Below are 13,703 nucleotides of genomic sequence, written 5' to 3'. Positions count from 1 at the left end.
AGGTAATGGCAAAGAAAAAAAATAAATTCGTTTCTGCTTTTGAGCAATTCGGACGTTCGTTCTTATTACCAGTATCTGTACTTCCTGGTGCAGGTATTATTAAAGGGATCGGGACAGCCTTCAGTAATTCAAACACACTAAAAATGTTCCCAGCATTAAAAAATGACATTATTCAATTTATTATGAAATTCCTAATCGTATTAGGAGATACAGCATTCAACAACTTACCAATTATTTTTGCAGTTGGGGTAGCTGTAGGTTTAGCAAAACGTGAAAAAGGTTCTGCTGCACTTTCTGGTTTACTAGGATTCATCGTATTACACTACGTACTTAACTTCCTATTGGTACAAAGTCACAAATTAGTAGATACTAGTAAATTATCAAGTAACGAAGCAAAATTAGCATTATCAAATGCCATGCAGACAAAAGTACTTGGTATTCAAACAATGGACCTTAGTGTATTCGGGGGTATCATTGTAGGTATAGTTGTATACTTCGTCCATAAGTGGGCTGTTAAAGTTCAATTACCAACAGTTATTGGATTCTTCAGTGGACCACGTTTCGTACCTATCGCAACTATCGTAATCATGTCAGCAGTTGCAACTGGACTATTCTTCGTATGGCCTCCAGTACAAAAAGGTATTAGTGCATTATCAATCTTCATCCTTAAATCAGGACCTATTGGAACGTTCCTGTATGGTTTAGTAGAAAGAGCATTATTACCATTCGGTCTTCACCACGGTTTAAACTGGCCAGTTCGTACAACAGAACTAGGTGGAGCTTGGGAAATTGGTGGACAACGTGTAGTTGGTACAATCAACGCTTACTTAGCTTCATTAGCTGATCCAAACGTACAACATGTAGATCCAAGTATTACAAGATTCAACGGTGGTAAATTCGTTTACTTCATGTTCGGTCTTTCTGGTGCAGCTTATGCAATGTACAAAACAGCTGATGAGAAAAAACGTAAAGTTGTAGGATCATTATTATTCGCAGCTGCAGGTACTTCATTCTTAACTGGTATTACAGAACCAATCGAATTTACATTCTTATTTGTAGCTCCAATTCTTTATGTAGTACACGCATTCTTAGCTGGTTCAGCATTATTCGTAATGCACATGTTAGGAGCAGGGGTCGCTACTCCAACTGGACACGGATTTATTAACTGGGTAATCTACGGAGTACTTCAAGGTCCTAAAACAGCTTGGTGGTTAGTACCAATCGTAGGTGTAGTTTACTTCTTCATCTACTATATCGTATTCAGATTTATGATTGTTAAATTCGATCTTAAAACTCCTGGTCGTGAAGACGGAGATGATGTTAAATTATCTAATAAAAATGAAGCTCGTGCTAAACTTGGTGTAGAAATCGCTACAATCGGTAAAGAAGAAGCACCAAAATCAGTAGACGTAGCTGCTGGTGATGATGAAGTAATGGAAACAGTACAAAAAACACCAGAAGGAATTAGAAAACAAGCGATTGAATTAGTTAAAGCACACGGTGGACCAGATAACATCGAAGCTGTAGATGCTTGTATAACTCGTTTAAGAATTAATGTAAAAGATAAAAGCTTAGTAGACCAAGAACGTATTACAACGAAACTTGGAGCTATGGGATTTGCAGAAAGTGATATGCAAATGCAATCAATTTACGGATCTCATGCTAATGTATTAAAAATGGAAATCCAAGAAATGCTTGGTATGGAGGAATAATTTCATGAAGAATTTGTTTGTTACAGACTTAGACGGTACATATGTTAAGAATTCAGTGTTCGTAGAACAAGAAGATTTAAAAGCGTATCATGATGCGAAAAAATACGGGGATTTCTCAGTTGCGACTGGGCGTTCTGTTGAAGAAATCAAATATATTGCAGAAGGCAATGATATGGATGTTACACACATGATAGGGTTTAACGGAGCGGTCGTAACAAGACAAAATGAAGTTCTTTTTGAAAAACATATTCCTACTAAAGATTTAACTGGAATATTCGAATATCTAAAGGAAAGCAAATTAATATTCGATGCTTTAGATGGAAAACAACGTATCGGTAATTTTGATCATGAGAAGAAAGATAGATTGTGGAACATGGAACTAATTTGTGTTGAGAATCCTTTTGAAATACTAAAAGGAAAAACAATCTATAAAATAAATGTAAGACCAACAAAAGACCAATTAGATTATCATTACGATATAATGAAAGAGAAATTTCCAGAAGTAGAGATTTATAAATCAGGTTCAACACGTATGGAAATCACAGCAAAAAATATTTCTAAAGCTAGTGGTATAGAAGCTATCAGGTCAGGGTATGATAGAGTAATAGCTTTAGGAGACTCAGGGAATGACGTGGATATGTTTAAAGTAGCAGATATTTCATACTGTATGAACCGCGCGCCACAAGAAGTGAAAAACCAAGCTACACATGTAGTAGAAGATTTTGCAGCGGCGATAAAACATTTTGTAGAAAACTATAAATAGTAAAAAAGAACCGGCAGAGATGCTGGTTCTTTTTTACTATTTCATGTATTAAAGTCAATAAATAAAATCCAGGGGTTGACCCAAAAGACCTAAAACTTAACAAAGTTCCTATGAGAACTCATAGACGCAGTGGATTTTTAATATTTCTAATATTTCTCCAATATTTTACCTCTTACCGCTGAGATAAGATAAAGTGAACCTGTAATTAGAAGAGTTTCATCATCTTTCAGATTGGGAATAATATTATTTAAAGCAACTTCATAATTCTCATATTTAGTAACATGAGTATCCCCAAAACTTTGAACTAGATTATCAAGATTTGATTCTTTAATCTCGATTGGAACTTTAGTTGCTGAGAATTCAGCAGGGATAGTTTTTAATTTTTCAATCATATCTTTATAGTCTTTGTCTTCAAGAATACCAAGTAGAATTTTCAATTTAGGGAATTTTTGCTTATTTAGGTAGGCTACTAAACTATCTATTCCATCATTATTATGAGCGCCATCTAATAGAATATTGTTACGAATCCATTCTAAACGTCCAACCCAAACTGATTTGCTTAGAGCTTCTTTTATAACGTCATCTTCTATATCGATAATACTACGTTTTTTCAGATTAGATAATGCTTCTAAAGCTAAAGATGCATTAAAAGTTTGGTGTGCACCGACCATTTTAGTAGAATAATCTACACCTTTATATGAGAATTCGTTACCTCTAGCTTCGACTTTGTTCACAACGATATCTTCTTCGTTTAGTATGCTTAAGTTAGCATTTTTATCCTGACAGATGTCTTTTATTACATTTACAACACCTTCACTAGCAGGATATATTAGGACATTATCATTTTCTTGGATAATTCCACTTTTTTCATATGCAATTTTTTCAAGAGTATCACCAAGAATCGCAGTGTGATCTAGACCAATTTTTGTAATAATAGATAATACTTTTTCTTTAAAAATATTTGTTCCATCGTATCTTCCACCAAGACCAACTTCCATAATGACGAAATCTGTTTTTTGATTTCTAAAGTATAATAAAGCTACACCAGTGATGATTTCAAAGAATGACAGTTTGTCACTAGGGTCTGGATTGTTTTTGTCGTAAGTTTCTTGAACTAGTTTGAATAATCGGTAGGCTTCTTTATATGAAATAAAATCATCATTAACACGAATTCTATCGTTAAAACTTAGCATACCAGGGCTTGTGTATAATCCGACTCTATACTTAGTTTTTAAGATATCTTTTAAATAAGAACAAGTAGATCCCTTACCATTAGTACCAGCAACATGAATTACTTTAAGATCTTTTTCAGGATGGTCGAAAAGTCCAAGAATATGTTCCATTCTGTGAAGGCCAAGTTTCATTCCAGTACGTTCTATTTTATACGATGAAGTAATAAGAAGTTCTTCACAAACATACTCAATTGCGTAGTTTACAATTTCATCTTCATCTAAAGTTAGAAGTTTTTCAGCAAGTTGCTCTAAACTTAACCGATTGAAAAGTTCTAATATGTTATTTTTATCTTCTAAATTATTTTCTTTTAAATATTTCTCAAATTTTATTTTACAATTCAAATTCATAAATAAACACCAACATTTCTAATAATATACACTTAATTTTATAATGTTAAAGATGAATTGTAAAGGATATAATTTTGGTGATCTTAAAGGAGGTGTTTGGGTAATAGTTATTTTATGATAACTACAATGCAATAAAGTGCGTACTTTAATTTTAATTGTTAGTATGTTAGTATAATTAGTGAAGAAGTTAGAAATCAAGAAAGGAGAACAACATGATAGCAATGACAGGTGTAACAGGAAAATTAGGTGGAAGAGTAGCGGAATTTTTAAGTGAACAAGGGATAGAAACAGTTCATATCGCAAGAAACCCTATGAAAGCTAAGAAATACAGTGATGCAGAAATAAGAAAGGCAAGTTACGAGAATAGTGAAGAAAGTCGTGCGGCATTAACTGGAGTAAAAACATTATTAATGGTATCAGCAAAAGAAAATGCAAAAAGGGTAGAAGAACACATTGGATTTATTGATGCAGCTAAAACAGCAGGCGTAGAACATATTGTATATATTTCATTCTATAATAATAAAGAAGATGCAACATTTACTTTATCACGAGATCACTATCAAACAGAAAAATATATAAAAGAACAAGGATTACAATATACATTTCTTAGAGATAATTTTTATTTAGATTTCTTTTTAGATATGTGTTTTGAATATGGAGAACTTCGAGGACCGGCAGGGGATGGTTTAGTGTCTGCAGTAGCGCGTAAAGATGCTTCAGATATGGTAGTGGCAGTCATGTTAAATACAGAAGAATATAGAAATAAAGTATTAAACTTAACAGGTCCACGAAATCTATCGATGAAAGAAATCGCTGAGATTGTTAGTGAAAAAACAGGTAAGGAAATTCCATATTACAATGAAACAGTAGAAGAAGCATATAAATCACGTCGAAAATGGGAAGCAGAACAATGGGAATATGATTCATGGGTAAGTACATATATAGCTATAGAAAAAGGTGAACAAGAAGGAGTGTCACTAGATATAGAAACAGTATTAGGAAGATCAGCAACATCATTAGAACAACTTTTAGAGGAGTATGTTGAGGGGAAATAAAATAAAGATAAGGTGACAATGTATAACAAAGTCACCTTATTTCTATTTATTATTTTTGAAAAAATCATCTTCATTTTGTTCGCTATGAGAGAATCGAATTATTATAATCTCATTATTCAAAGAATTGATTGAGTAATAAAGAATATATTGCATAACTAATGCTTTTCTAATGCAAATACCACTTATATATTTATTTTGAATTAACTTGTAACTATTTGGAAATAAACATATATTGTTTATTGTTGATCGAAGTTTTTTTAAAAAGTTTTTAGTTGCTGTAGGACTAGCTATGGTAAATTCAAGGTAAGATAAGATATCATCGAGATCTTTTTCTGCATGTGAAGTAAATTTATATTTATACTCCATATTTTTTCTCTAAATTCGAAAGAACTTTTTCTCCATCGATAAGTTTATTCTTTTTGATATCTTCAATACCTTCTAATAATAGTTTAGCTTCTGATAATTCCTTATCAGTTGATAATTTTAAATCAAAAGGGATTCCATTTGCTCTTATAGTAGCTCGTAAAAATAAATTAACAGCTGTTGTCATACTTAATCCCAGTTCAGAGTATATTTTATCCGCATTTTCCTTAATAATTCTATCTGTACGTATATTTAGATTTGTTGTTGGCATAATATCACCTCTTTACTTGATTATATCATTTCTTCGGTTGTTGTCAACACAAACAACGAAAATTTAAAAGGAAATATATCTATTATAATAGTAAGTTTAGAGGATAATGAAAATATAAATTTTAATTACATTTTAATTTCATTCTAAAGTTCGCGTAAAGTAAGTGGGATATAATATAAACATAACAAAACTTAATAATATTTTTTTTCATAATATACGGTCCATCGAAAGATGGGCCTTTCTCCATTTTTAAAGATTGTTTTCAAAACTTTTCAACTTTAATTTCATTTTAATTATAGTCTAAAGTTCATGTAAGGTAAGCAGGATATAATATAAATATAACAAAACTTAATAATATTTTTTTTCATAATATAAATGGCTCATCGAAAGATGGGCCTTTCTCCATTTCTAGGGAGTATTTTCAAAACTTCTCAACTTTAATTTCATTTTAATTATAGTCTAAAGTTTATGTAAGGTAAGTGGAATATAATATAAATATAACAAAACTTAATAATATTTTTTTTCATAATATATGGTCCATCGAAAGATGGGCCTTTCTCCATTTCAGGGGATTATTTTCAAATTTTTTCAACTTTAATTTCATTTTAATTATAGTCTAAACTTTGCTTAAGGTAAGTGGGATATAATATAAACATAACAAAACTTAATAATATTTTTTTTCATAATATACGGCTCATCGAAAGATGAGCCTTTCTCCATTTTTGGGGTATTTTTTGATTTCGAGTTTAAAATATTTAGATAATAGATATTTTTTTTAATCGGTTAGTCGTAATTCTATCGAGTCCAAAGGATGAAGATAGAATGTACGAATAACACATGCTACAGAAACTAGAGTTTTTAGGACGAAAGGACGAGAAAATTCTTAGTTTCGAATCAGTGAAATATACGGTCCATCGAAAGATGAGCCTTTCTCCATTTTTATGGAGATTTGACAAGTAATAATTTTTAAGATATTATTAGGGTGTATTGAGAGCCTTATTGATTAAGGAGAGATACTTGAAGAAGAGAAAACCTTATTAGTTAAGGTTAAATAAAAGGCATAACTATTTGATATATCTAATTTATTTAGATAGAATGAATTAAGATAACCATTTTAAAAATTTTGTGAATGTTCATACTGTTAAGGGATTAGCAAATGAAAAATCTAGATTTTTAGAAATTAAGTTAGAACAATTCTATAAAGAATCGAATAGTGTGCAAATATTTAGTATAGATGATATTTGCGAAGGTGTAGATATGGATATTAGATTTGAAAAAGGTATAAGCAAAAACAATTCTCTAGTGATCTGTGAATGGTCGAATGAGAAAGGTGAAGAATTTCAAAAGCAATGGATGGGATTAAAGGTTTCTTATCCTTTAAATTTAAATAAGATACAGAAATTAGAGAATATATTTTCTATTTTTCATGAAGAAGAATTTCTTGGGATAATACAAATTATAAAAATCGAGGGAGATAATGTGCATTTAGGGAGATTTATTTTAAATCCACAAAAAGTAGGGAAAGGTCTTGGAAAGAATGCATTAGGGGCATTTGTTCAGCGTATTTTTGAAGATGAAAATATTGATAGTATAACTTTAACAGTATTTGATTCTAATATAATCGCTAAGAACCTGTATGAGAAATTAGGTTTTAAAATTGATAAAGTGATAGAATGTCCAAATTTGAAGTATATTATGAAAAGAACTAGATAATTATTATTTTCAAATTTTTTCAACTTTAGTTTCATTTTAATTATAACCTAAAGTTCATGTAAGGTAAGCAGGATATAATATAAACATAACAAAACTTAATAATATTTTTTTTCATAATATAAATGGCTCATCGAAAGATGAGCCTTTCTCCATTTCTAGGGTAATTTTTGATTTTGAGTTTAAACTATGTAGATAATAGATATTTTTTTCATCGGTTAGTCGTAATTCTATCAAGTCCAAAGGATGAAGATAGAATGTACGAATAACACATGCTACAGAAACTAGAATTTTTAGGACGAAAGGACGATAAAATTCTTAGTTTCGAATCAGTGAAATATACGGCTCATCGAAAGATGGGCCTTTCTCCATTTTCAGAATAGTTTTCAGGTTTTTTCTTGAAACTTTATTTCAAAGTGCTATAATATTATTTATGAAAAAAACATCAGTAAATTTATTAGAAGGTCCGATTTTACGGGCGATGATTGCTTTTGCGATACCAATTATGATAGCAAATATTTTTCAGCAACTCTATAATACGGTAGATATTATGATTGTTGGTAGATTCCTTGGAGAAGAATCCCTTGCTGCTGTTGGAGCTACTGCTGCGATATTTGAGCTTGTAGTTGGTTTTGCATTAGGTATAGGAAATGGTATGGGTATTGTTATTGCTCGTCATTACGGTGCAGGAAATTATGAAAAGTTAAAGAGTGCTGTAGCTGCCACATTTGTAATAGGTGGGGTATTGAGTATTGTGATTGCAGTATTAGGTAATTTTACTTTATATCCATTACTGAAATTACTAGGAACACCAAGTAATATCATTGATCAGTCTTATAAGTATAGTTATCTTATAGTAGTATTTGTAGGTGTTACTCTTGCGTACAATTTATGTGCGGGATTACTTCGTGCGGTTGGAGATAGTAAGGCTGCATTATATTTCTTAATTTTCTCAGCAATTATTAACACTGTATTAGATACATATTTCATAGCATATCTACATATGGGTGTACGTTCGGCTGGAGTTGCAACTATTATTTCACAAGGTATTTCTGCAGTATTATGTTTTAACTATATTCGTAGAAAAACACCATTTCTAATTCCAACAAAAAAACATTTTACATGGAATAAAAAACTTTATTCTGATTTATTTAGCCAAGGTTTGGCAATGGGACTTATGTTTTCTGTTGTTTCAATTGGTACAGTAATCTTACAAACATCGATTAATGCCTTAGGTCCAGTAATTATCAGTGCTCAGACGAGTGCTAGAAGAATAATGATGTTCTCACTACTTCCAGTAGGATCTATGAGTGCGACCATAACGACTTTTACATCGCAAAACTTCGGAGCAAGACAGTATAGTCGAATAGTTGAAGGATTACGTAAGGGTGCGCTTGTTACGATAATTTGGTCAGTCTTCATCTGTATTATGTTATTTTTCGCAAGTCCATATTTAAATGAACTTATCACGGGAAGTAACGATGAAGAACTAATTTACCAAGCTTCGCTATATCTTAAGATTAGTTCTGTATTTTACCCATTTTTAGCGATACTTTTAGTATTGAGAAATGCTCTGCAAGGATTAGGACAAAAGATGATGCCACTAGTTTCAAGTATTATAGAAATGCTAGGGAAAATATTATTTGTAATATTTATTATTCCAAGTGCAGGATATTTAGGAGTAATATTTGTAGAACCTATTCTATGGGTTGTAATGGCAGCTCAATTGTATTATGCATTTAGGAAAGAACCAGTTATTCGTTCGTTGAAGAAAAAGAGTGAGTAAAAAGTTGGGAGTAGTACCTAATTAACAAAATAGAGAAGTAATTCTAAAATCATAATTTTAGGGTTACTTCTTTTTTTACTGCAAACCCCATAGTCACGTGATATAATAGTAAGGTATGTAAAATAAAATGATAAGGTGACAGAATGAATAAATTAAAACAATTATTAAATGAAAAAAAATATTTAATTATGGGAATATTGAACTTTACTCCGGATTCTTTTTCAGATGGGGGAGATTTTTATGATGTGGAAGCTGCGATAGAAGGTGTTCGTAAGATGGTAGCTGAAGGTGCGGATATCATTGATATTGGTGCTGAATCAACTCGTCCAGGTTCGACAGTAGTTAGTGAGGAAGACGAATTTGCTAGATTACAAAGTGTATTTCCAACTTTAAGAAAAACATTCCCTGATGTGTGTTTTAGTGTCGATACGTATAAGCCTAATGTAGCTGAATACATGATTGAAGCAGGGGTAGATGTACTAAATGATGTGAATGGTGCTAAAGGAAGTACTATGGCTGATGTTGCTGCTAAACATGATATTCCTATCTTTATTATGCACAATGGTGGTGTAGAAGAAGGGAAAGAGATTGAACAAGTTGTACGTGAACTAGGTGAGAGTGTGGATATTTGCTTAAATGCAGGTGTGAAAATAGAAAACATAATCGTTGATCCTGGGATGGGATTCGGCAAAACTGCAGAAGCTAACTTAGAAATTACACGTAAACTAGAATTACTTAATTCACTAGGTTGTGAAATCTTATATGCGGTAAGTAGAAAGAGAACTACAGATTATGTACTAGGTGGTAATAGTAACCCGAAAGATAGAGATATAGTAAGTGCTACTTTATCATTAGAAGCGGTGAAACGAGGAGCTAGAATGGTACGTGTTCATAATGTAAAAGTTATGAAAGAAGCCCTAATAACATATGAAATAATTAATGGCTAATCTAACAGAAGGAGGTTAAAATGAAGAATACATTTGTTTATAATAATCATCTAGAAGCGATGAAAGTTCTTAGTACGCTTGAGAGTGAATTAGAAATTTGCGATGAATTTATTTTCAGCGTGGCATTTATTTCAGAAAGTGGTTTAACTAGTTTACTTCAGACTTTGAAGAATTTAGAAGAAAAAAACATCCGTGGAAAAATTTTAACGACGAATTATTTATATTTTAATACTCCTAAAGTATTAGAGAAATTGTCTAATTTTAAAAATATCTCTCTAAAAATTTATGATTGTGTAGAAAATAAACACGGTTTCCACACTAAAGGTTATTTATTTAGACGAGGTGACTCATGGAAAGTACTGATGGGAAGTTCGAACTTAACGAGTGCTGCACTTACGATAAATAAAGAATGGAATACTTTTGTTGAGGGTGATAGGATTCTAACGGATAACATTCTATATGAGTTTAATAGCTTATGGAAGAAGGCCAAGTCTTACTCTGAAATAAAAGATAAGTATGTTGAAGAATTCGCTAGTAATAAGATTGAGACTGTTACTGAGAAAATTATTTCCGAGGAAATTAAACCGAATAAGATGCAAAGGAGTTTTATAGAAAACTTAGAAAAACTTCGTAATCAAGATAACAAGGGTCTTCTTATTTCCGCGACAGGAACTGGTAAGACATTTGCGGCTGCTTTTGCGATGAAGAGTATAGGTGCTAAGAGATTGTTGTTTATCGTTCATAGAGAACAGATTGCTCGTCAGGCGCTGGAGACATTCAAGACTATTTTTGGAACTAGTCGCAGCTATGGTTTACTTACAGGTAAAGAGAAAAATATAGAAGCGGATTTTGTTTTTTCTACAGTTCAAACTATGTCTAAAGAAGATGTTTTTAAGAGTTTTAATGATACTCATTTTGATGAAATTATAATAGATGAGGTACATAGGGCAGGAGCTGACAGTTATCTTAGATTGATGGATTATTTTAAACCGACATTTTATCTAGGGATGACGGCAAGCCCTGATAGAACGGATAGTTTTAATATTTATGAATTATTTAACAATAATATTGTTTATGAAGTTCGCTTAAAAGAAGCGATGGAAAATTCACTATTATGTCCGTTTCATTATTTCGGGATTAGTGATCTAGCAGTTGATGGTAAGGTTATTGACGAACTGAGCGAGTTTTCAAATCTAGTGTCTAATGAACGTGTCGAGCATATTATAAGTAAAATTAATTATTATGGCTATTCAGGAGATAGGGTAAAGGGTTTAGTTTTCTGTTCATCGAAACAAGAAGCTAAGGTTCTTAGTGAAGAGTTTAATGAACGTGGTTATAAGGCTACTAGCTTAACAGGTGAAGATAGTCAGGAGCGTCGTGAACAGGAGATTGCTAAGTTAGTTGCGAATGATGGCGATATGTTAGACTATATATTCACCGTAGACATTTTCAATGAAGGTGTAGACATTCCTGAGGTTAATCAGGTAATTATGTTAAGGCCTACGCAAAGTTCTATTATCTTTATTCAACAGCTAGGTCGTGGTTTGCGAAAATCTGCGGATAAGGAGTTCGTGGTAATAATAGATTTTATAGCCAATTATAAAAATAACTTTTTAATTCCTGTGGCTCTATCTGGTGATAATAGTTATGATAAAGATACTGTAAGGAAGTTTTTATCCCAGGGGACTAGGTATATTCCTGGGACATCGACTATTCATTTTGATGAAATCTCTAAACAGAGAATTTATAGCGCGATAGATAATGTGAAGTTAAATACGTGGTTATTTGTTACTGATGAGTATAACAAGCTTAAAAATAAACTAGGTAGAATACCTACGTATTTAGACTTTGAGGGCTATGACGCTATAGATATTAGGAAGATTTTCGAGGTAGCTGGAAGTTATTATTCATTCTTATCTAAGAAGGAAAAACAGTTTAAATATAGTGGAAAACTGACGAAGACTGCAGAGAATATGTTAAATTTTGTTTCTACTAATTTAATCTTGAGTAAAAAGATAGAAGAACTTATAATTCTACGTTTGTTATTAGAGGACAAGAAGCGTAGTGTTCTTACATCTTTTGAAGAAATTATGTTGAAAGACTATAATAAATTTATTGCAGATTATGAGCTGGATGTTAGTAGAAAGATACTTACTAATAATTTTGTAACTAGTAGTGTTACTAAGAAGAAGTTTCATGATTGTATATTTTTAGATGAGAATGCAACTGAGATAAAAATATCTAAGAAGTTTGAAGAACAACTGCAGTCTGAGATTTTTAGGGAATTGTTACAAGATTTGGTAGACTATGGAATTTACAGATATAATAAATATTACAAAGATAATTTATACAAAGATACTAATTTTGTATTGTATGAGAAATATAGTTTTGAAGATATTTGTAAATTATTCTCATGGGGAATTAACTATGTGCCACTCGCTATAGGTGGTTATAAATACGATGAAAGAACGAAGACTTTGCCTGTATTTATTAACTACGATATTGATGAAAATTCATTTAACCGTGATTATACGCATGGATTTTTACCGGATAATGGATTTACTTCGATGTCGAAGCCGAGAAGGAATTTAGAATCAAAAGAGTGCGACTATTTCTATAATAATGAAACGAAAATCTATCTATTTATGAGGAAAAATAAAGATGATAAGGATGGAGCACGAATATTTTATTTCCTAGGTGAGATGAAGACGACAGGAGAACCTAAATTAGTAGCTAGAGAAAGAAGCGGAGATACTGTAATTCAGTTCTTCTATAAAATACAGACTCCAATTCGAGAAGATATGTACGAATATTTCACGAGGGATAGAATATAAAATATAATAGATTAAAGAGTAACTAAGACGAATTTGAGTTCATGGGAATTAGGATTTCATTTAGTTGCTCTTTTTTATTTTGTACTGTGGGGAATATATTGAGTGTATTTTGGTTATTGAAAACTTTACAGTTTGATTGTAAAATATAAAATAATATAGGAGGTGGTATTCGATGAATATTTTCTTGAAAAATAAACTCTATAGGTTATTCACTATTTCATCGGCGTTTGGGAATGCTGGTAGAACGTTATTTGATATTGCGTTTATTATTTATGCGACGAATTTACCGAATCCAGAATTAGCCGTAAGTATAGTTTCGGTAGCTACGACATTGCCTTATATTATTTCATTTATCTTAGGATATTTTGCAGATCAGACAAAAGATAAGTACAACAGAATATTATCGACAAGATTTCATCAGTTTTTATTATTTTCGTTATTCGCTTTCGTGTGCATTTACGGAGTCCAATGGTGGATTTTTATTGTATTAGTATTTGTAAATGTAGTTGCAGATATACTAGGTGGTTATAATGGCTATTTATCAATGTCGATTAATACTAGATTAGTGCGCAAAGAACAACTAAGTGAAGCATTAGCATTTATTAGTTCTATAAACAATACAATCTCACTTGGTGGAAAGGCTGTTGGAGTATTCGTTTTAGGACTCTTAAGTTATAACTAA

Annotated in this window: 11 protein-coding genes; 8 read left to right on the top strand and 3 right to left on the bottom strand. The window is 31.6% G+C overall.

The window, feature by feature from the left end:
- Positions 1-5: 5 nt before the first annotated feature.
- Both O5Y44_RS02740 and O5Y44_RS02735 read left to right on the top strand, forming a co-directional pair.
- The gene (locus O5Y44_RS02740; protein ID WP_271987229.1) at positions 6-1,712 is read left to right on the top strand and encodes a PTS transporter subunit EIIC; all 1,707 of its coding nucleotides are present in this window, start codon (positions 6-8) and stop codon (positions 1,710-1,712) included.
- Between the two features lie 4 nt (positions 1,713-1,716).
- Complete coding sequence (locus O5Y44_RS02735; protein WP_371465483.1) at positions 1,717-2,475, top strand: Cof-type HAD-IIB family hydrolase; 759 nt, start codon at positions 1,717-1,719, stop codon at positions 2,473-2,475.
- A gap of 146 nt (positions 2,476-2,621) precedes the next feature.
- On the opposite strand, the gene O5Y44_RS02730 is transcribed toward O5Y44_RS02735, so the two are convergent.
- The gene (locus O5Y44_RS02730; RefSeq protein WP_371465482.1) at positions 2,622-4,055 is read right to left on the bottom strand and encodes a bifunctional folylpolyglutamate synthase/dihydrofolate synthase; all 1,434 of its coding nucleotides are present in this window, start codon (positions 4,053-4,055) and stop codon (positions 2,622-2,624) included.
- Between the two features lie 212 nt (positions 4,056-4,267).
- Here O5Y44_RS02730 and O5Y44_RS02725 point away from each other — a divergent pair, with 212 nt between their 5' ends.
- Complete coding sequence (locus O5Y44_RS02725; protein WP_371465481.1) at positions 4,268-5,110, top strand: SDR family oxidoreductase; 843 nt, start codon at positions 4,268-4,270, stop codon at positions 5,108-5,110.
- Positions 5,111-5,152: 42 nt separating this feature from the next.
- Here O5Y44_RS02725 and O5Y44_RS02720 read toward each other — a convergent pair whose 3' ends face one another.
- Together O5Y44_RS02720 and O5Y44_RS02715 are read right to left on the bottom strand one after the other, a co-directional pair.
- A complete protein-coding gene (locus O5Y44_RS02720) occupies positions 5,153-5,476 on the bottom strand; it encodes a type II toxin-antitoxin system RelE/ParE family toxin (protein WP_371465480.1) in 324 nt (107 codons plus the stop codon).
- The gene (locus O5Y44_RS02715) at positions 5,466-5,744 is read right to left on the bottom strand and encodes a type II toxin-antitoxin system RelB/DinJ family antitoxin (protein ID WP_371465479.1); all 279 of its coding nucleotides are present in this window, start codon (positions 5,742-5,744) and stop codon (positions 5,466-5,468) included. The genes O5Y44_RS02720 and O5Y44_RS02715 overlap by 11 nt, the downstream gene beginning before the upstream one ends.
- A gap of 1,125 nt (positions 5,745-6,869) precedes the next feature.
- Between O5Y44_RS02715 and O5Y44_RS02710 the strand changes: the two genes are divergently transcribed.
- From O5Y44_RS02710 to O5Y44_RS02690, 5 genes are all read left to right on the top strand, one after another.
- Positions 6,870-7,457, top strand: a complete 588-nt coding sequence (locus O5Y44_RS02710; protein ID WP_371465478.1) for a GNAT family N-acetyltransferase — start codon at positions 6,870-6,872, stop codon at positions 7,455-7,457.
- Between the two features lie 325 nt (positions 7,458-7,782).
- The gene (locus O5Y44_RS02705; RefSeq protein WP_371465524.1) at positions 7,783-9,240 is read left to right on the top strand and encodes an MATE family efflux transporter; all 1,458 of its coding nucleotides are present in this window, start codon (positions 7,783-7,785) and stop codon (positions 9,238-9,240) included.
- A gap of 143 nt (positions 9,241-9,383) precedes the next feature.
- Entirely contained in the window at positions 9,384-10,187 is an 804-nt protein-coding gene (gene folP, locus O5Y44_RS02700) for a dihydropteroate synthase (RefSeq protein ID WP_371465477.1), read from the top strand.
- A 20-nt stretch (positions 10,188-10,207) separates the two neighbouring features.
- Positions 10,208-13,021: a DEAD/DEAH box helicase gene (locus O5Y44_RS02695; protein WP_371465476.1), complete on the top strand. Its 2,814-nt coding sequence runs from the start codon at positions 10,208-10,210 to the stop codon at positions 13,019-13,021.
- Between the two features lie 172 nt (positions 13,022-13,193).
- The gene (locus O5Y44_RS02690; protein WP_371465475.1) at positions 13,194-13,703 is read left to right on the top strand and encodes an MFS transporter; all 510 of its coding nucleotides are present in this window, start codon (positions 13,194-13,196) and stop codon (positions 13,701-13,703) included.

This window comes from Gemella sp. 27098_8_155 (assembly GCF_041433725.1).
Taxonomy (GTDB): domain Bacteria; phylum Bacillota; class Bacilli; order Staphylococcales; family Gemellaceae; genus Gemella; species Gemella haemolysans_D.
The sequence above is the reverse complement of the archived record's forward strand: the minus strand, read 5'-3'. Positions and strand labels throughout refer to the sequence as shown.